General features: G+C 56.7%; 13 protein-coding genes and 1 pseudogene. 3 read left to right on the forward strand and 11 right to left on the reverse strand.

Annotated features, from left to right (window positions below; all coding sequences use genetic code 11):
• Both HDF10_RS02095 and HDF10_RS21325 read right to left on the reverse strand, forming a co-directional pair.
• Positions 1-2480: beta strand repeat-containing protein (locus HDF10_RS02095; RefSeq protein WP_260177551.1), on the reverse strand; the 2480-nt coding region annotated here is incomplete at its 3' end.
• 216 nt (positions 2481-2696) lie between these two features.
• Positions 2697-2954 (reverse strand): annotated as a pseudogene (locus tag HDF10_RS21325) (putative Ig domain-containing protein); the annotation flags it as partial.
• On the opposite strand from HDF10_RS21325, the gene HDF10_RS20740 reads away from it, so the two are divergent.
• Positions 2845-3195, forward strand: a complete 351-nt coding sequence (locus HDF10_RS20740; RefSeq protein WP_260177552.1) for a hypothetical protein — start codon at positions 2845-2847, stop codon at positions 3193-3195. The pseudogene HDF10_RS21325 and the gene HDF10_RS20740 sit on opposite strands and share 110 nt — an antisense overlap.
• Before the next feature lie 890 nt (positions 3196-4085).
• The gene (locus HDF10_RS02100; protein WP_183810006.1) at positions 4086-4988 is read left to right on the forward strand and encodes a glycosyltransferase family 2 protein; all 903 of its coding nucleotides are present in this window, start codon (positions 4086-4088) and stop codon (positions 4986-4988) included.
• Here the strand turns inward: HDF10_RS02100 and HDF10_RS02105 are convergent.
• From HDF10_RS02105 to HDF10_RS02140, 8 genes are all read right to left on the reverse strand, one after another.
• Positions 4985-6760, reverse strand: coding sequence for a hypothetical protein (locus tag HDF10_RS02105; RefSeq protein ID WP_183810008.1), 1776 nt, complete (start codon positions 6758-6760; stop codon positions 4985-4987). The genes HDF10_RS02100 and HDF10_RS02105 overlap by 4 nt on opposite strands.
• Positions 6761-6915: 155 nt before the next feature.
• On the reverse strand, positions 6916-9318 hold the full coding sequence (locus HDF10_RS02110; RefSeq protein WP_183810010.1) for an Ig domain-containing protein: 2403 nt from the start codon (positions 9316-9318) through the stop codon (positions 6916-6918).
• A gap of 564 nt (positions 9319-9882) precedes the next feature.
• Positions 9883-11088: a glycosyltransferase family 4 protein gene (locus tag HDF10_RS02115; RefSeq protein ID WP_183810013.1), complete on the reverse strand. Its 1206-nt coding sequence runs from the start codon at positions 11086-11088 to the stop codon at positions 9883-9885.
• Positions 11085-12251, reverse strand: coding sequence for a glycosyltransferase family 4 protein (locus tag HDF10_RS02120; RefSeq protein WP_183810015.1), 1167 nt, complete (start codon positions 12249-12251; stop codon positions 11085-11087). The genes HDF10_RS02115 and HDF10_RS02120 overlap by 4 nt, the downstream gene beginning before the upstream one ends.
• The gene (locus HDF10_RS02125) at positions 12226-13017 is read right to left on the reverse strand and encodes a polysaccharide deacetylase family protein (RefSeq protein ID WP_183810017.1); all 792 of its coding nucleotides are present in this window, start codon (positions 13015-13017) and stop codon (positions 12226-12228) included. The genes HDF10_RS02120 and HDF10_RS02125 overlap by 26 nt, the downstream gene beginning before the upstream one ends.
• Before the next feature lie 90 nt (positions 13018-13107).
• A complete protein-coding gene (locus HDF10_RS02130) occupies positions 13108-13356 on the reverse strand; it encodes an acyl carrier protein (protein ID WP_183810018.1) in 249 nt (82 codons plus the stop codon).
• Positions 13322-15274, reverse strand: coding sequence for an HAD-IIIC family phosphatase (locus HDF10_RS02135; protein WP_183810020.1), 1953 nt, complete (start codon positions 15272-15274; stop codon positions 13322-13324). The genes HDF10_RS02130 and HDF10_RS02135 overlap by 35 nt, the downstream gene beginning before the upstream one ends.
• Positions 15264-15641, reverse strand: coding sequence for a serine O-acetyltransferase (locus tag HDF10_RS02140; protein ID WP_183810022.1), 378 nt, complete (start codon positions 15639-15641; stop codon positions 15264-15266). Before HDF10_RS02140 ends, HDF10_RS02135 begins: the two co-directional genes overlap by 11 nt.
• Before the next feature lie 493 nt (positions 15642-16134).
• Here HDF10_RS02140 and HDF10_RS02145 point away from each other — a divergent pair, with 493 nt between their 5' ends.
• Positions 16135-17136, forward strand: a complete 1002-nt coding sequence (locus HDF10_RS02145; RefSeq protein WP_183810024.1) for a glycosyltransferase family 2 protein — start codon at positions 16135-16137, stop codon at positions 17134-17136.
• Here HDF10_RS02145 and HDF10_RS02150 read toward each other — a convergent pair.
• A complete protein-coding gene (locus HDF10_RS02150) occupies positions 17126-18604 on the reverse strand; it encodes an MATE family efflux transporter (RefSeq protein ID WP_183810026.1) in 1479 nt (492 codons plus the stop codon). The two genes, HDF10_RS02145 and HDF10_RS02150, sit on opposite strands and share 11 nt — an antisense overlap.
• Positions 18605-19023: the final 419 nt, after the last annotated feature.

Raw genomic sequence — 19023 nt, forward strand, 5'->3', positions numbered from 1 at the left:
AGGGTGAGACCTGCGGGCAGGCCGGTGACAGACCAGGTGTAGGGAGCGGTTCCGCCGGTGGCGCTGAGTGTGGTGGTGTAGGGCTGGGTGGAGGTGGCACCTGCGAAGGTGGTGGAGGTGATGGAGAGAGGTGCGATGGGTGCGGTTACCGAGAGAGTGATGGTAGCCTTCGCGGTCAGGGTTGGAGAGCCTGCGTCTGTGGCGGTGATGGCTATGGAGAAGTTGCCGGTGGTGGTGGGAGTACCGGCGATGACTCCGTTGCTGCCGAGGGTGAGACCTGCGGGCAGGCCGGTGACGGACCAGGTGTAGGGAGCGGTTCCGCCGGTGGCGCTGAGTGTGGTGGTGTAGGGCTGGGTGGAGATTGCACCTGCGAAGGTGGTGGAGGTGATCGAGAGAGGTGCGATGGGTGCGGTGACGGAGAGAGTGAGATTGGCCTTTGTGGTGAGGACGGGGGAGCCAGCGTCGGTGACAGTGAAGGTGATGGGGAAGCTGCCGGTCGCGGTGGGAGTTCCGGAGATGATTCCGTTGCCGGCGAGAGAGAGTCCGGCAGGGAGCCCAGCGGCGGACCAGGTGTAGGGAGCAGTTCCTCCGGAGGCGTTGAGGGATGCGGTATAGGGCTGGTTGGAGGTGGCGCCCGCAAACGCAGTAGAGGTAATCGTAAGGGGCTGGATGGCTGCGGCGATGGAGAGGGTCAGGGTCGCCTTCGTGGTCAGGGTTGGTGAGCCGGCGTCGGTGACGGTGAAGGTGATGGGGAAGCTGCCGGTCGCCGTGGGAGTTCCTGCAATGATTCCGTTGCTGGCGAGAGAGAGTCCGGCAGGGAGCCCCGGGGCGGACCAGGAGTAGGGAGCAGTTCCGCCGGAGGCGTTGAGGGATGCGGTGTAGGGTTGGTTGGAGGTTGCGCTCGCGATCGCAGTAGAGGTAATGGTGAGGGGCTGGATTGGCGCGGTGACCGAAAGACTAAACGTAGCTTTTGCTGTCACGGCGGGTGCACTGGAGTCAGTGACGTTTACCGTGATGGGAAAATTACCAGTCGCGGTCGGGGTTCCGGAGATGATTCCGTTGCTGGCGAGAGAGATTCCAGCGGGCAGCCCAACGGCGGACCAGGTGTAGGGCGCTGTTCCTCCGGAGGCGTTGAGTGAGGCGCTGTAGGGTTGGTTGGCCGTCGCGCCCGCAAACGCGGTAGAGGTAATCGTAAGGGGTTGAATGGCCGCGGTGACGGAGATACTAAGCGAAGTCTTGGCGGTCAGAGCGGGGGAACCGGCGTCGGTGACAGTGAAAGTGATGGGGAAGCTGCCGGTCGTGGTCGGGGTTCCGGAGATGATGCCGTTGCTTCGAAGGCTGAGTCCGGCAGGAAGAGCACTGGCGGACCAGGTGTAGGGGGCTGTGCCTCCGGAGGCGTCGAGCGAGGCGCTGTACGGTTTGTTGGAGGTGGCTGGTGCAACGGAGGTGGAGGTAATGGTGAGAGGTTGGATGTCGGCGGTGACAGAGATACTAAGCGTTGCTTTCGCGGTTAGGGTGGGTGCACCGGCGTCGGTGACAGTGAAGGTGACGGGGAAGCTTCCGGTCACGGTTGGGGTTCCAGAGATGATTCCGTCGCTGGCGAGAGTGAGTCCAGCGGGAAGAGCGCTGGCGGACCAGATGTAGGGCGCGGTTCCTCCGGCGGCGTTGAGGGAGGCGCTGTATGGTTGGTTGGAGGTGGCGCCTGCAAGGGCAGCGGAGGTGACGGTGAGGGGCTGGATTGCCGCGGCGATCGACAGACTGAACGTAGCCTTTGTGGTCTGGGAGGGGGAACCCGCGTCGGTGACCGTGACTGTGATTGGAAAGTTGCCGGTCGCTGACGGAGTTCCGGAGATGATTCCGTTGCTGGCAAGGGTAAGGCCAGCAGGGAGCGCGCCGGCGGACCATGTGTAGGGAGCAGTTCCTCCTGATGCGTCGAGCGAGGTGCTATAAGGTTTGTTGGAGGTGGCTGGCGCAAGGGAAGTGGAGGTAATGATAAGGGGCTGGATTGTTGCGCTGACCGATAGAGTGAACGCAGTTTTTGTGGTCAGGGTTGGTGAACCGGCGTCGGCGACCGTGACTACGATTGGAAAGTTGCCGGAAGCTGTTGGCGTTCCAGAGATGGTGCCGTTGTTCGTAAGACTGAGTCCAGCGGGTAGTGCACTGGCGGACCAGGTGTAGGGCGCTGTCCCTCCATGTACCTGCAACGACGCTGAATAGGGAGAGTTGGTCTGGCCGGCCGGGAGGCTAACGATGGTGATCGTTATAGGCTGCGGAGCGACCACAAGTGTTGCGGCGACTGAGGTGGTCAATGCTGGATTGTTTGAATCTGCAACTGTAAAGGTTACAGTAGTGCTTCCGCTCGAAGTTGGATCTCCGGAGACTACACCGTTGGTTCCGAGGCTAAGTCCCGCGGGTAACGTGCTCGAGGACCAGGTGTAGGGCGCGGTACCTCCGCTTACCTGGAGCGAACCTGAATACATCGAACCGACTACGCCGGCTGGAAGCGAAGGGGTGATCTGCAGGGGCGTGGGACTAACTGGGGGTGTGGTTGGAGGCGGAGGCGTTGTGACCGGAGGGGGAGGTGTGACGGGGGGCGCAGCAGATATGGTCAAACCGAATTGCCCTGCTACCCTTTGCGCTGGGGAGCTGGAGTCAGTCACTGTGATTGTGAATGAAAAACTTCCGCTCGAAGTAGGTGTGCCGGAGATAACTCCCGTCGAGGACAGGCTAAGTCCAGAAGGCAACTGCCCAGCTGTAACACTCCAGGTATATGCGGGTGTGCCTCCGTTCGCAGTCAACGCTACGCTATAAAGAGCACCCAGGGCGGGCTGGGGTAAAGAGGTCGTGGACAGCGTCAGCGTAGAAGCAGATGCACCGGTCGCGGCCGTCGTGATTACCACGGGTACAGATGTTGAAGAAGCTTTTGTAACAGTGTTCTGCACCTGCAATTGCACGGTGGAGGGCGTTGCGACGATGTTGCTTGCAAGTGCGCTCGATAGAGTATTCGAGTCAACGACAGACGTTGAGAGTGGGCTGCCATTCCAGAGGATGACACTCTCGCTCGTGAAATTGGTTCCTGAGACCTTGATGGTCTGGTTCTTTGAACCCGCGGCGATGGTTTGGGGAACAACCTTGCTGATACTCGGCGTGATCTCGACCGGAACCAGTCCGGCGCCACAGCCGAGACAAAAGTGAAGAAGCGCGAAGCCTGCGGTTGCTGCAATAGCCCTAAAAAGTTTCGCCAAATCGCACCTCTAGTTACATCAAGACTTATCGACACTGGAACGACTTGGAGTTTGGGAAAATTACTCGAAGCCGTCGCATCAACTGAAAACTACAGTGAGAAAGTGGTTACTACAGCTACCCGATAGGGGATGCTGGAGTGCAACTTCCGTGTGATTAAGGCAAAATTCTCTCGGTTTTAGGCGCAAAAAACGCCTTTGTAGAGAGAGGAACAATGAGACAGGCGAATCAGAGGTTCTAATTTGGCTAGAGACAAACCAAAGTAATCCGAGACAAGTATCGGACTACAACTTCATCCGGGACATACCACGGAAGTAGTACGGGGAGTAAGAACGGCTTCAGGAGATGTCTCTTTTTCGGACACGTTCGATAGGGAGGGAAGAATGGTTTTGTTACTGGTGAAGTTACTTACACCAACGAAGAAATCCAGGACTTACGGCAAACAGCGCGCGAGCGTTCTGGAGAGACATGCGGAACTCCACAACGATTGCGAATTGAAACAAGCTCGCGCAAGTCTGTCGTAGAAGTCTGCGCCTAGCCTGGAATCTGGAGTGAGAAGGAGGGGTGGCGGAGTGCTGGTCGTGGTGCGGGAGGTGCGCTAGTTCCCTTTGCTATGAATCGCATCACACATAAGCAGCATTGTCTCCTGTGCTATTCTGCTGCTCAATAAGTCAAAAGACACATTAACGGGAGAGCGAGATGTCGCGCCGCATGCCGCTGGTACTAAAAGACTTCTCTGACTATTGTGACGAAGACTTAGTTGTAACCGGAGTATCTCTCATAGTTCGCGGTGTTCGTCCGTAGACAATTCCAAAGACCCTTAGGTGTAAAAAGTACGCAAGATGGCAAAGGTCGACGTTATTATTCCCGCGTTCAATGGTGCTCGGTACCTACCCGCGGCCATTGAGAGCGTCATATCGCAGACGTTCGACGATTGGCAGATTTTGCTGGTGGACGACGGCAGTACCGATAATACTGAGGAAGTGGTTGCTCCCTTCCTCCTCCGTCTTGGGTCCAAGATGAAGTACATCAAACAGGAAAATCAGGGACTACCAGGAGCGAGAAACACTGCTATTCGGGCCTCGGCAGGCGAGTTCGTAGCTTTGCTTGATGCCGACGATGTGTGGTTGCCTTGCCGTCTGTCCGAGTCGGTGAAAGCCCTTGCTGAGCGGCCGGAGGCTGGTTTTGCTTACGGCCTGGTGACGATCATCGACGCAGAGGGCCGGCTTGGAGGGACATTCCGGGGAAATCGAAAATACGCTGAAGGGCGCATCGCTCCGCAGATTTACATGCGCAAGGTTGAGCTTCCGTGTCCTACCCTTACGTTCCGAAGGCGATGTATCGACGAGGTCGGGCTCTTTGACACGACGCTGCGAACGACAGAGGACCGCGATCTTTGCCTGCGGATTGCTTTACGATATGAAGTTGCGTTCATCCCCGAGATCATCGCCTACTACCGGGTGTCTTCGGGCTCCATGTCCAGCGATCCTGAGCGAATGCTTAGAGGGCAGCTAGCGTTTATTCGCAAGCACTACGGCGCGGAAGGTTGTGGATTGCGCGAGCGCCAGATCTCGTTGGCACGAGCTTACAAACAACGAGCGGAGACCTTGAAGCGGCATAACCGGCCATGGGCAGCCCTGAGGAGTTCCTTGCGGGCGGTAGCGCTCTATCCCTTTGACATGGATAATCCCAGAACCGCAGGGTCTCTGTTCTTAAATCTGATTGGGGGCCCCAAGCCTAGTTAGGCCTTCGTTGTTCGGTCGCGCAGATATCGCCATGCCTGCCATGCCCCCGTGGCCAGCACTACTGCTCCCAAGGACTTGATTACCGTGGAAGAGTGCAAGGTTGGGTGAGGTTCGGGTGCGAGCTGCGACGAACTTTTATCTCCTGCTTTGATCGGCAAAAGATCACCGTGCCCATACGGATGCCAGGTTTCATCTTTCAGGTGCGGGTTGCTACAGCTACCACCGGTCTCCTGCAGCGAGGTGGCGGGACAGCCCCAGTCGCCCTTTGGATGGTAAGTGACATTGTTGGTGAAACTGGCTCCTGGATTGGTCAACATCTTCAGGTCGGTGGTGCTGTAGATCGGCGAGGGGTTGTTTCCTTCCGAGTTGGGGAAGCCGACAAAGATGTTGTTGTCATATTTGATAGCTGCCCTGGGCGATGGATCTCCCACATACTCGAGCTCCAAAGCAACGTGGTTGTTCGAGTAGACGATATTGCGTTGGAATATCGCGGGCCGATCTACCGGCATGTCGATAAAGATAGCGGTGTCGCCCGCACGGCAAAATTGGCTCAATTGGGCGTTGTACCCAGGCGGTGTGCCTGGGATCTCGTGGGACATAGCGCTGCAATTGCCGACAACGTAGTTGCCGATCAATGTCGCAGTCGCGCCACCTACTTTCAGCTGCTGTCCCATATTGCTGAAGGCGAGGCTGTCCGTAACGGTCATGCTGGATCCCGCTCCGCCGATATGGAGCGCGTCCAATCCGTCCTGGGTGTTGTAGCTGGTGGTTCCCTTATCGAAGTGCACTTGCCAGCCGGGAGGGTCGCTATCTTTTGTGGCGGTTCCGAAGCCATCGCCGTATCCGCCGTGGTCCTGATCGGTGCAGTCTCCATAGGGCAGAGGATGCACGATGGGATACTCCTCGGCGCAACCGTTCCAGCTGATGTCGTAGTGCTGCACCAGCAGACTGCCTTTGCCGGTGGTTCCGTCGTCGGCGTTCCAGCCAGAACTGGCATTGCCCAGGATATCGATGTAGTCCATGACTACACCGTCTCCGGTCGGGCCAGCGATTCCTGAGACAGCCAGGCCGTGAAGACGAAGATCGGTCATCGTGAGGTTTGTCGTTTTATTGTTGAGTCGAATTCCATTCTGCGCGAAGTCCTGGCTGGAATCGCACCCGACCTTCTGCGCGGCTTTGCCGCAGGCGGAGAAGTCTGTGATGTCCAGACAAGCCACATCGACATACGATGTGCCGGAGAGATCAAGCACGTTGAAGACTGCCCATCCGCCATGCAGTTGTGTCTTAGCCGAAGCGCTTCGGCACGAAGCATAGTTTTCGCCGAGGATACGCGTGTGCTGCGCCGCAGTGCCCGACGGTGGGGGAGGAGCTCCGGAGGAGTATGCGTCTCCCGTCAGGCCCCAGCACGTGTTCTTCTCACAAGAGTATGAGGGATGATCCCACCCGATCCTATAGGAGACGCCTGTCCCGATCGAACCACGGATGATGACTGTATCGCCTCCAGCGATGACCCATCCCCAGCTGGGGGATTTTGTGCCGTTGGAGTAGCTGCCATCCTGCCACAGCATACGAACGTCCTTGAACGCGCAGTGTTGATTCGACTTTCCACCAGAGGGTGCGGCGTCGGCTTTGCCATCGCATTGACCAGAGACGTTAGAGGAGTATCGGGTCCCTCCATCAGGGCGCACATACCAGGTTGTTCCATAGAGCGGCAGGCATGCACCTCCGACGATCAGTACGCAAAGCGTCTTGAGACAAATGCGAACGTTCATAAGCTCCGGTCTCCGATGGACTCTATGAGTTTTGCGAGCCCAGTATAGACGTTCGTGCATGGAGGTTGTTGGCGGACGGCAGAGAGAGGAGGGAGCGCAAAAAGAAGCCGGCCGCGTGGAGTGACGCGGCCGGCTGGTTGGGGTTGTTGTTTTATTTATTCGATAGCGCCGATGGCTGGGGGGTTGGCTCTGGTCTTTCCGTTGTAGTCGGTCGTGACTCCGGAGATTGCGATACCGGAGTTGATGGCCGGGCTGGAGGAGCTGATGTTGGGATTGATGGCGTTGATGTTGGACTCACCTACCAGATCGGGATCGCCGCAGGTGAAGATCTTCTCCAGTCCAGCAAGAAAAGACTCTGGGCAGCCTGTGGCCACGGTGTTCCACAGGTTGTGATCGATCTCCGATCCAGAGTTGGCGAAGACATTTCCGGCGCCAAGGTAGATGCCGTGGGCGAGCGTGTTGCTATTTCCGGGATCGGGATAACCTTTGCTGATGTTATTTCTAAAGATGAACTTCGCGCCGTTGGCCGCGCAGTTAGGAGCCTGCGCCGCACACTCGACGTCGTACATGGTGTTGCCGTAGCCGACCGAGGTGTTGTTCTCGAGCGTGATGACGGTGCCGTTGTTCATCTGGAAGGCCCATTGATCGCCGGCGGCGCGGCAGGTATCGGCGCTGTCCAGAGCCCAGCCGGAGGGATTGAGAGGGAAGGCCGAGGCGTTGCTCAGAACCCGGCAGTTGCTGATGGAGACGTTGTTGATGGCAGAAGAGGCTGCTCCTGCGCCGAGCTTGAAGGTTTGACCGCCGTTGCCCTCGGACCAGGAGGTGGAGATATGGATCGCCGGAGAGGTCTTGACGTCGTCGCTCAAGTGCAGCGAGTCGAATCCGTCCTGCGTGTTCCAGCGGAAGTGGCTGTGATCCACGTTCATGGTCATGTTGCCGGCGGCGATCTGGACGAAGCCGTCGCCGTAGCCACCCGACTCCTGCCCGTAGCAGTGGTTGAATTTGTTCTGCGTATCAGGCTTGGTCATGTCGTAAGGCTTGACGGCGACGCAGCCATTCCAGTCGACCGTCGTGTAGGAGATATTCATGGTTCCGACGGTCTCGCAGGAGGTGCCGCATCCTCCGCCGTCCCCATTCCATCCTGCCTGTCCATTGCCGATGACATAGACATCGCTGGCGGAGAAGACATCGCTGCCGGATTTGTTGAGCTTGCTGCCGAGGATACCGCTGCCTGCGGTGCCAACGATGGCGACATCCCTAAGGGTGAGGTTGGAGGGACCTTGTTCGGTCAGGTAGTTGAGAAGGAGTCCGCCATAGCGCACGTAGTTGGCGTTGGTGCCGCACTGCCCTGCACCGCCGACCGTGGTGCAGGTGTCGGGCTGGGTGATCTCGATGCAGGAGATGTCGACGTAGTCGGTTCCGCGGGTATCGAGGACTACGAAGGCAGCATCGATACCGCTCAGGATGGTCGGATTGACCAGGTGAGTGTGACCGGAGTCGTGGCAGTTGCCGGCGTTCTGGCCCAGGATCCGGGTGTGCTGGCCGGACGTCCCCGAGGGAGGAGCGGGTAGGATGCACTGCGATCCTTCGCCGTTCCCTGAATTCGGCGCAGGGCAGATGCCGGTGAGCTGGCTGTGCCAGTCCGTTCCAACGCCGCCATTCTGCTCGCCCATGTAGTAGGTGTCGGACGTGCCGCTGGTGTTTACAAACTGGATGGTGTCGCCGCCTGCGAAGCTGGCCCAGCTACCCGAGGAGTTCAGCATCTGGTAGGGATGATTGAAGGCGCACGCTTGACCCGAGCCAGACCCAGGATAGGCCGCGTTTTTCTTGCCCGTGCACTGGGTGTTGTTGCCGCCATCCGGGCGGATATACCACGTCGTGCCGGGACCAGACGTCTGCGGTCCTTCCGCTGCAATGGCGATAGAGGTGCTGGCGGACTTGCTCTGGTCCGGGTTGCTGCTGTCTTTGACCGTCGCGGTGAAGGTGGAGGTGCCGGTCGCCGAGGGCGTGCCGGAGATCATGCCTGTGGTTGCCGCGAGGGTGAGGCCGGCGGGTAGTTTGCCGGAGGTGATCGACCACGTGTAGGAGGGCTTACCGCCGCTGGCCTTCAACTGCGAAGCATAGGCTGCGCCATCGGTGCCGGCGGCGAGCGTCGCCGATGTGATCGCGAGCGACCCAGACGAGGAGTTAGAGGTGGCCACGACAAGGGTGAGCGATACGGTCTTTGTCTGGGCCGGCGATGACGAATCTGTAACCGAAAAGGTAAGCGGGTACGATCCGGCCGTGGTCGGCGTGCCATAGAGCAGGCCCGTGCCCGAGTTGAGAGCGATGCCTGGGGCATGAGGGCCAGAGGCGACCTTCCAGTGATAATGCAACTTACCACCCGTCGCTTTGAGCGTGACGGAGTAGCCCTTTTCGGAAGTAGCTTGCGGGATCGAAGTGGTAGTGATGGCTAGCGTTGCCGCGATCGCTGTCTGTGACGGGGAGGTCAGATCCAGACCGAAGAAGAGAAGCGCGAGGGAGAGGACGGTTAGGAGGGTTTTGAAGATTGTTCGCAAAATATGCTCCGTATAAAAAAGGAATTGGTTAGTCAAATCGCGCTGTCTGAGCCGAAAGTAATTCGGGGCCCGGACATTCGGACGAATATTTTGTTTTGAAATGGTTACTACAGTTACCCTCTAACGGAAACCGGGGCCCACTTCGTCTATCGCGAGGCAAAGTCCATCATCTGCATGTCCAGCTAGGTTTGCATGCAGTGAGTTCGCAAATGATACAAAAAAGGCAGAGGTTGGGAACTAAGAATTAATTACCAAAGTAACTTATTGCTAAAGTAAAGAATATTGAGGCCGATACTGCTATCCCACATTCGTTGCACACACGGTTCGGGGCTCGACGAGGCAGAGGTCATGACGTTGGTGGCGTGTCTTGGAGCCAACGAAGCAGGTCCAGCGCAATGCAAGATGGTTAGGAACGGGGAGGATACGAATTGAGTCGCTCTATATTGAATTGGTCTTGCCCGCCTGAGAAAGATTGCTCTTTGAGAGCGATCTCCTAACTCATCAGAACCGGCAGATAGAAAGAGCGACGACTTACTGCGACGAACGCTTCAAGAAAGGAACTACTTATTTTTTATACCATAGCTGAAGCGGGTGGACGAATCTGTAACACTCAATTGTTTTATCAGCGATGGACAACCAGGATTGCTCGCCAAAGTTCATCTTTCGCACATTCTCTGCAAGTTGTTCTCTTAGAAGAGCATCGTTCAGCAGTTGAGTGAGCACACTGGCCAGTTCGGCTGGTTTTTGGGGATCAAAAAAAAATGCACTCTCTCGATCCGTGAGAAGCTCACGAAAGACGGGGAGATCGCTGGCGACGATGGTTTTGCCCAATGCCAGTCCGGTCGCGAGCGCTCCGCTGGTCGTAATGGCACGATAGGGATAGACCACGATGTCTGCCGCTCGATAGAGAGCTACGAGTTCTTCGGTCGAGATGAAACGTGGGTGAAGCTGAACACGCTGCAGCTTCAGGCTGCGAATCTGTTCGCGAATCTTTTCGATCAGCTCTGCCGGTCCGGTGCCTACGACCAACAGTCGAGCGTCTTCAACAGATGCTTCCACGCTCTGCCAGGCCTCGAGCAGAAGATCGATTCCCTTGTAGGGAGAGAGGATACCCTGCCACAGCACGAGCAACTTTCGCGGATCGAGCTCGAAGCTTTGCAGTGTCTGTTCGGCAGTTGCAGGAAGGTCGTAGAAGAATGGGCCGTGAGGAATGACTGCGACTTTTTCCTCTTTCACTGCGAACTCAATCGCGAGCCTCTCGCGGATGCTCTCGGAGTGACAGATGATGCGGTCGACCATTTGATACAGATCGTGGAAGGTCTGCCGGTGACTCTCGCCGGTGTTGTGGGGGAGAAGATCGTGGACTGTTAGCACGATCTTCGAGCCGCGTCGGCGGCATAGGCGGACGAACCATAGATCGAACGGGAGGCGCTCGGTCACCATAGGGAGAAACTGTACGTGAACGATGTCGGGTGGCGAGAGGAAGAAGCGCACCGATAGAGCAGCGAGATTGAGAAGCGATTCCAGGAGCTTCAGAACTCTGCGCGGTACCCGCGGCAGTTGGAACTTGCCCACAACGTCCAAAAATCCTGGGTCGAGCTTGACGCCTCGATTTGAGAAACAGCCGGGGTCGAGGTAGTAGGAGATGGAGCCGACCGTTAGATTGACGCGCTTCTTTAGGAGGGCCTTCGAGAGATACGCCGTGTAGTAGGGCACGGTAGCTAAGAGATCCATGATGAAGACGGTGGGTCGGCGGGTGTTTTCGCTCACTTGGCCTTTCCTTGCGAGACTGAGGCGGAGGTGGAACGCGTGGTCGCGGGCTGCGTTTTGGTTGCGATCGCTTGCTCGTAGACGTGAAGATAGTCCGCCGTCATTCGCTGAGCGGAGAACTCTTCTTCAATGAGTTTTTTTGCTGCCGCTCCGAGCTGTTGTCGCTGCGCGGGATTGATGAGTAGCTTGGCGATCTCGGACGCGAGGGCCTCGACGTCTTCTGCAGGAACGAGTACTCCCGTGCTGCCATTGAGAACGATGGTTGGCACCGCGCCTACTGCGGTTGCAACGATGGGCAGGCTGCTTGCCATGCCCTCGAGAATAGCAATCGGCAGGCCTTCGCGGCGAGAGGCCGAGACCATGATGTCGAGCGAGGCGTAGACGGATGGCATATCGTCTCGACGTCCCAGCATTGAGAGGTTCTTGCGAATCTGCAACTCATCAATATGTAACTCAAGTTGTTCGCGATCGGGCCCGTCGCCGACTACGACAAATTTTGTTGACGGAAGTTGAACCAGAACGCGTGCTGCGGCGCGAAGAAAGATATCTACGCCCTTCTCCGTGGCGAGTCTGCCAACAAGTCCGACTATAGGAGAGCGATCATGCGAGGATATCTCGCGCAACGAAGGAAGTGCGTTTTCGAAGGGGCGAAGGTCGATGCCGTTTCGAACAAGATGGATCTTCTCTTTGCGAACGCCGGCCTTCAACAGACGTTGCCTTACCTCCTCCGAGACCGCGACTACGGCCGCGTAGCTCCGTAGCACGAAGCGGTCCGCCATGCCGTAGAAGGAGACGGCCAGATCGTTGTCGTACCAGGTGTGGCAGGTGGAGACGAGCGGAACGGCCGATTGGCGCAAGGCGAAGTAGGAGTATAGGTCAGCCTTGTAGCCGTGGGCGTGGATGACATCTGCGTTGGTGCGAGCGGCAAGCTCTCGAATGCTTGCGGGTACGGTTCGATCAATCTGTCCTGTGCAGGAGATGAGGTGTGAGTCGATACCCTGGGCAGTAGCAACTTCATGTAGCTGGAGGTTAGGGTTCGCCGAGTTCGAAAAGACGCCGAGAGTGCTTGAATGCGCGCTCTCATTCAGCGTGCGCGACATGTTCAGAATCACGGCCTCTGCACCGTACAGGCCGCTGCTACTGATAATGTGCAGTATCTTCATTGGCAGCAGCTTCTCCGGCGTCGGTATCTGGCTCTTGTCGATTGAGAAGAGCCCAAAGCTTTTCATAGAGCCAGTCGCCCAGCAGAGTCTTCACGGTGGATTTTATCTGGTGCTGTCGTTGGAGACTGGACAGAACGTCGCTTTCTGGTTGGAAGAGCTTTGCGATCCACTCCAGGGTCATGTCGCCGCGAATGTTCAAGCGGCCTACAGTTGATCCTGGTGGTTGTGGTTCTGCTTTTGGATCCGAGGTGAAAACCTGGGTGTAGCCGGCGTCACGACAGGCAGCGAGGACACGCCGATTCGATCGTCCGCCGGGCAGGGACATCGTTGTAATGGAAGTTCCAAGTTTGTCTTCGAGGGTGAGGCGCGCCTGGACCAGCTCCTTTTGTAACTGTGACGGATCGCAATGGGTGAGGAGTGCGTGGGACCATCCGTGTGCACCAATCTGCTGACCGGCTTGTTGCAGTGCGCGCAGCTCCGTCCAGCCCATGTAGCCTGGTCGCTGCCCCGTCCAGCCTGCTGTGATGAAGAACCATGCGTTGATGGCGCGTGATTGCAGGATTGGGAGAGCGAACTCGAAGTTCGAGAGGTGCCCGTCGTCGAAGGTGATCTCGGGATAGAAGCCAGGCGGCTGTCGCTTTCGAAGTTCGAGAAAAAGATCGACGTGCTTCTCAAACTGAGAGGTTTCGACAACGTAGGAGTAGTCGCTTCGGCTGGGCCGCAGTTCGTGATAGAGGAGGTAGAGTCTTTCTGGCGGCTTGGTCACCGGATTCGTCTCAATTCAACTCGGTCGTCAGCCAGAGTTTTGGAAGCGCGACTCCGGCGTGACGGATCTTAAAGCCCAAGTCTTCCGCTTTCAAAGTGTCGCTCCCTTGGCGATCAACTCTGCCTGGATGAGCGAGACGGTTGTCAGCTCCGGGATGCGGGAGGGATCCAACTGAACGTTGTATTCGCCCTCGATGGCGAGGATCGCCTGCAGATGGCGGAAGGAGTCCCAGGTATCGATGGTGCCGACGCCGAGCTCGGGGGTGACCTCTTCGGGCGAGATTTCGAGAACATCGGCGAGGATGTCACGAAGCGACGACGGCACTTGCTGAGAACTCATTCGATTCCTTTCCTTCCAGGGTGAGCCACTTGGGACTTTCAGGGGCGGCGATGGTGAGATCAAGTTGATAAAAGATGGAGTTAGGTGAAGCGTCTGCCGGCGAAGGGGCTTGGACAAAGCCGTGATCGAGATAGAAGTCGGCGCAAGGTGCGTTTTTTTTCGTTGGGATGAACTCACCCACCAGACGCGTAGCTCCTGTTCTGATGGCGTTCTGGCCGAGGTGCGCCAACAGCGCGGTTTCGATACCACGGCCGATCACTCGACACGATAGTAGCAGGGAGTCAATGGAACAAGTATCACCCTGTGTGCGTGCGAGGGAGAGGCCTACGACGCCGGCATCGCCGAAACGGTCGCGCACACGAACCGCGATTGCCTGGCCACCTGCGACAGAGGCGAACTCTTCCACCTCGGCTGCGGAGTGCCGGCGGGTGGTGAGATTGAATTGGTTGGTCTTCGCGAGGAGCTGAACCGAACGCGCGAATGGAGCGTCCAACGCGCTGAGGAAGGTGCATACGATCTCTAGCGAGGCGAGAAACTCGTCGCGATTGCCGGCGCTGTTGGCCAACTCTGCTCGTTGGGCCTGCGCCTTGTACTCGTTCAGGCGGTTGACGTCGTCATTGGTCACCACGGCTGCATCAAAGAATGACTGCGCCGACAGGAGATCCACTAATTTCCAGGGTTCGTCGACTGGCGCGGCGAGGACCGCTACTTCCGGTAGTTGTTGGCGGATGGCTTCGCACTCGACGGGGTTGTCATCGACAAAGACGAAGGAGTCAAGGCCGAGTGAGAGCTCCTCCGCGAGTTCGCGAATCGAGGTTGCTTTTTCGTTCCAGCTGATCTTTGTTGCAACAAAGTTGTCCAAGGTGAGGCCGAGGTCGGCGGCGCGGACTTGAAAGGCCTCGCGAACATCTGCGTCGTTGTTCTTCGAGACGACAGCGAGCAGGATACCTCGAGACGATAGCTGTTTGAGATATCGCTGGTACTCGAGATAGCAGTTGCCTGGGAAAGCTGTTCCTGTAGCGATTCCTTCGGGGCCTTCTTCTCCGAGAACTCCGCCCCACAAGGTGTTGTCGAGATCTGTACAAAGGACTTTTCGCGGAGCCCGGAAGAGTGGCGAGAGCGAACGAACCAGGCCGCCTGCATAGGCTCCGAAGGACGCCGAGGATACAGGGAGACGCGAGGCCAGAAACATTCGAGCGTCCCGCCAGTTGGCGCGACCGTGGCGGGCGGCGAGATGATCGACATCGAAGAAGACGCAGTCGGAGATGGTGCGGCACAGTGCAGCGAGTCTTTGATTCAGCTGAGAGATGGCATTGGCCAGGCTGTGGGGGAGATTCGCTTCAGCAACATCACCGAGTGAGGTGCGGTCCGGGACGACACAGCCCTGAAAGAGGATTCGAGCGGAGTTGCCCGAGCGAAAGTTTTTGAGCAGCTGCGCCACACGAGCCACGGACTCTTCGATCTCCGCTTCGACTCCATTGCCGATGCCATCTGCGCATAGGTCAGGTAATCTCCCGGCAATGTCCTCGAGATCGAGGAGGATGAGGACGAGGTCAGGCTTGGACCTGGCAAGCGCGCTTTGCGGATTGAGCAACTCATCGACGTAGGAGCCGTAGCCGCCGACGGTGAGGTCGAGCACGTAGTTTGACAGCACCGCCTCGGTGGTCAGGAAGGGAAGGATCGGCTCGACCGTGACAGAGCGCACGATGTAGGTCTTGAGTCGTTTGGCTCGCAGATCGTTGGTGAGAGCTTCGGCTATTCCCGTGAATGCCGAGGCACAGAACATAACATCGGCCGGCTTGCTGGGGGCAGCAGCAAGAAGTCTTCGCGCATGACGGACCGCGGCGCCTGCGTCGTTAGAGGCGACGGCCTCTTTGATGTGCCGGCGCAGATCCTGTCGCTCGGTATCATTTTGCATCTGTAGTCTCCGCTATGGGCTTGGCGGGGGATGCAACAGCCTTCGGGGCTCGCATGACGATGCGGCCGGGCACTCCCATCACCGTTGCCCCTTCCGGGATATTGCTCAGGACGAGTGTATTGGCTGCGATCTTCGCTCCGCTGCCTATCTTGATCTTTCCAATTACCGTTGCGCCTGTGCCGACGTAGACCCGGTCGCCGAGGACCGGAGCGCCTTTGCGGCCCATCGCAGAGGCGCCGATGGTTACATGGTGAGCGATATCGCAGTTGCGTCCGATGATTGCCTCAGGGTTGATGTGAACGCCGCCGCTGTGCCCAATATAAAGGCCCCCGCCGATCGTCGCCTGAGGATCGAGAGACATCTCCATGACGACCTCGCAGAAAAGATACGCGAAAAAAAATACGATCTTCAGTGGAATCCGAATCAGGAAAAAGGGTTTTGCGGCGTACAGCCAATTACCTAATCGATAGACTGCTATCGCCCATATCGCCGGGTTCAGCCAGAGATGCCTTCCGTGAAGGCCCACGGATCGGTAACGTGCGATATCTTCTGAAAATTTAGACATGCGTAAAGCTCGGAGATCCGGATAGAAACAATTTTAACGACTTTCGCAATCGTATCTGTTCTGTGACTGTACGGTCTGCAACGGAAGCTGTAACTCAAATCCACAAAAATGATGATCGGATCGTCTGAAGGGAATTACACTGGGTCGCGAGCTATAGGGTGAACTACTCTTGACCAGCTCATTTTATCATTCAGGCATAAGTCTAAGGGGTTCTCTATCAACCGCATCGGGTATGATCGATGCGATGCGATTGAGCCACTCGAGATCAGGCCCGTTCACAGACATCTCGAAGATTATGACACCAGTAATGGGCGCGAGCTTTACGAAGATGACGAAAATTACGGTTGCGATTCCTGCCTATAACGCCGAACCATACCTTCAGGAGGCCATTGACAGCGTTTTAGCACAGACCTGTAAGCCGCACGAGATCATTGTGGTGAACGATGGGTCTCACGATCGAACCGAAGAGATCGCTCTTTCCTACGGATCCAGTATTCGATACATAAAACAAGAGAACCAAGGGTTATCGGGTGCACGAAATACCGCGATTCGTGAAGCCTCGGGAGATTGGATCGCCTTTTTTGACAGTGATGACGTGATGCTTCCAGAGAAACTGGAGCGGCAAGTCAAAGCGATTGAAGATAATCCAAATCTGGTGCTTGTGTATTCGGCGTTCACCTATCTCTATGAAAACGGCTCTACTTATGAGATGGCTGCGTTTCCAGCGAGGCAACTCTGGCCGGCGCTACGGTACCGCACGCCGATTCTGCCTTCGACATCTGTGATTCGTCGATCGGCGCTCCTCGATGTTGGGTGCTTTAATGCGGTACCTGCCGAAGATTGGGATCTATGGCTTCGGCTGGTTCGACGCTACTCGTCCCAGGTCTTTCAAGAGGTCCCGGAGAGTTTGATACTGTATCGCCAAGTCGAGAACAGTCTGAGTAAACGAATCTTGAACATTGCTAGTGGCTCGATGGAGATGCTCGACGAGACTCTTGTCAGAGATCTTTCAGGAATCCGGAAGATTGTTTGGAAGCGAAGGATCGAGGCAAAGATACTCTTCAACGTCTCTGTTGCGATGAGAGAGAACCAGAATGAACGATATTGGGCGTACGCGGTAGAGTCTCTTTTGCAATGGCCCTTTTTCGGCGTAATTGTGCCCTTTGACCGCTACGTGATTATTGCGAATATGGTCTATAAGAAGCTCACCAGCAGACGTTGGGATCTAGGCTACTGGTGGCCCATCCGACGTTGCCGTGAGGAGCTTCAAGAAGCTCGACGCAACGCTAGGAAATAGTCTGTGCACTCTGGAGTCGTGATGTTCGCCACCTTCGAAATAGGGCCATTGCGTCTTCGTTGAACATGATCAACGCTGATAGCGCAAACACGGGGAGTACTAGCGCGACCTGCAAGAAGAAAGCGGGAAGTGAGCCAGGGTGCCACCGGCTGTTCGCCAGATAGGTGGCCAGGGCATACGGCAAAGAACACAGCGTAACCTTGCCCCAGCCCTGCCAAAGGTAAATTGGTACGGGAATGCCGAGTTCTCGCTTAACAAACCGAGGCCAAAAGATGAGATGATTCAGCGTCAGTGAGATTGATGTGCCCCATGCAACGCCGTATATTCCGATGGTCTTGACGAGTATGAGACTCAACCCAAGGTTCAGCGCCGCTTCGGCTGCGGCCCAGGTCGCTACGGTCTTGTGTTTATTGATTCCATAAGCGATCTGACCGGCCGTCGCGTTGGCAATGGAGAAGAACTGGCTGATCAACAAAATCTGAAGAATCGTGCCGGAGGTCTCACTGAACTGCGGGCCCATCCAGAGGCCAATGAAAGTCTTCCCACGCAATAGCAGGGTGATCCCAATTGGCAACATAAGCCCGAGCATGGCCTGGGTTCCCCGGACCAGCAATTTTTTCAGGTTGGACGCGTTACCGCTGGCGTCGAAACCACTCGCCATGGGCATAAAGGTGGATCCCATGGCGGTTGCTATTTGTCCGGAGTACATGGCCAGACTTCCAGCGATTGAGTAGAAGGTGACGACACCGACAGAGAGGAAGGCGCCGACCACGACGTTGTCTGTATAGAAGACGATCTGCACGGCCACGATGATGACAAATGCTTTGAAGCTGTAGGACCAGATGCTCTTCAGGGTCTTCATATCGGGTCGAAAGACTACAATCCGGCACGGCGGGTACAGTTTGAACGCAAACACAAACTCTGAAACGGCAGACGCAAAGACGATCACAAACTCCCAGATGGCAAGGACTAAGAGACCATGGCCACTGCGAAGAATGAGGATGACTCCAACAGCCCTTACCAGAGTCTGGGTCACGGTGATCGAACTCAGGACGTCAAAGCGGTTGATTGCTCGGAGCACACCCCCGTAGACGCCTGCGACCAACGTAGAGGCGACTCCTAAAGAGCAGAGCAAAACCGTGACTTGTGCCGAGCGTACTAAGTCATGGGGGATTTTGAAGATCTTACCGAACCAGATACTCAACGCGACACTGATGAGCACCATCACTGCCGCGATCAGGCCGCGAAACCAGAGTGTGGCGCCGATCGCCTTCTGCGCTGCCTGGGTATCGCCCTCGGTTGCGCTCTTTGAGACAAAGCGCGTGATCGCGCTCCGCAAGCCCAGGTCCAGCATATTGAGATACGCGGCTGTCGAGACAGCCAGAATCCAGATGCCGTAGATCGTCGCGCCCAGATGACGAACGACAAAGGGAGCCAGAAAAAACGGAACGACCATGCCGACAGCCATGGCTATCCAGTTCGTTACGACATTGATCGCGAATCGCTTTTTGCTGGACATTGAACTCGAATGTAAACGTACTAGGGAAGTGTTACGTGCGTGCTGTCTATCTTCAAAAAAAACGCAGTCAGCCCGATTTTTGCCTGATCACGGTTCTTGAGAATCTCTCACCCGAAAAATAGTCGGTAAGGCGCGTTACCAGTTTAGTCGAGCGGGTTGGATTTGCCAGCCGCGATCGATATACCGGATCCCCCGAAAGAGGTACGAGGTCCCTTTTGGGATCGACGTATCATTCCGTTGAGGATAGCGTTGGCTAAAAGAGAACCAGGTTCGCTGGTCGGTGCATATTAGTTCAAGAGATCTGTTTAGTAGAATGACGTCCATTGAGGGATTGTGAAACCTGGAGCGGGCATCTGGAGGATTGCAGC

Origin of the sequence: Tunturiibacter empetritectus, from assembly GCF_014201375.1 — a bacterium.
In the GTDB taxonomy this organism is placed as follows: Bacteria; Acidobacteriota; Terriglobia; order Terriglobales; family Acidobacteriaceae; genus Edaphobacter; species Edaphobacter lichenicola_D.

Excerpts from the sequence above, each read along its gene's own strand:
- HDF10_RS02105 (WP_183810008.1), bottom strand. The coding sequence starts at position 6,760 with ATGAACGTTCGCATTTGTCTCAAGACGCTTTGCGTACTGATCGTCGGA.
- HDF10_RS02140 (WP_183810022.1), bottom strand. The coding sequence starts at position 15,641 with ATGGAGATGTCTCTCGATCCTCAGGCGACGATCGGCGGGGGCCTTTAT.
- HDF10_RS02135 (WP_183810020.1), bottom strand. The coding sequence starts at position 15,274 with ATGCAAAATGATACCGAGCGACAGGATCTGCGCCGGCACATCAAAGAG.
- HDF10_RS02150 (WP_183810026.1), bottom strand. The coding sequence starts at position 18,604 with ATGGCTGTCGGCATGGTCGTTCCGTTTTTTCTGGCTCCCTTTGTCGTT.
- HDF10_RS02120 (WP_183810015.1), bottom strand. The coding sequence starts at position 12,251 with ATGAAGATACTGCACATTATCAGTAGCAGCGGCCTGTACGGTGCAGAG.
- HDF10_RS02130 (WP_183810018.1), bottom strand. The coding sequence starts at position 13,356 with ATGAGTTCTCAGCAAGTGCCGTCGTCGCTTCGTGACATCCTCGCCGAT.
- HDF10_RS02100 (WP_183810006.1), top strand. The coding sequence starts at position 4,086 with ATGGCAAAGGTCGACGTTATTATTCCCGCGTTCAATGGTGCTCGGTAC.
- HDF10_RS02145 (WP_183810024.1), top strand. The coding sequence starts at position 16,135 with ATGACACCAGTAATGGGCGCGAGCTTTACGAAGATGACGAAAATTACG.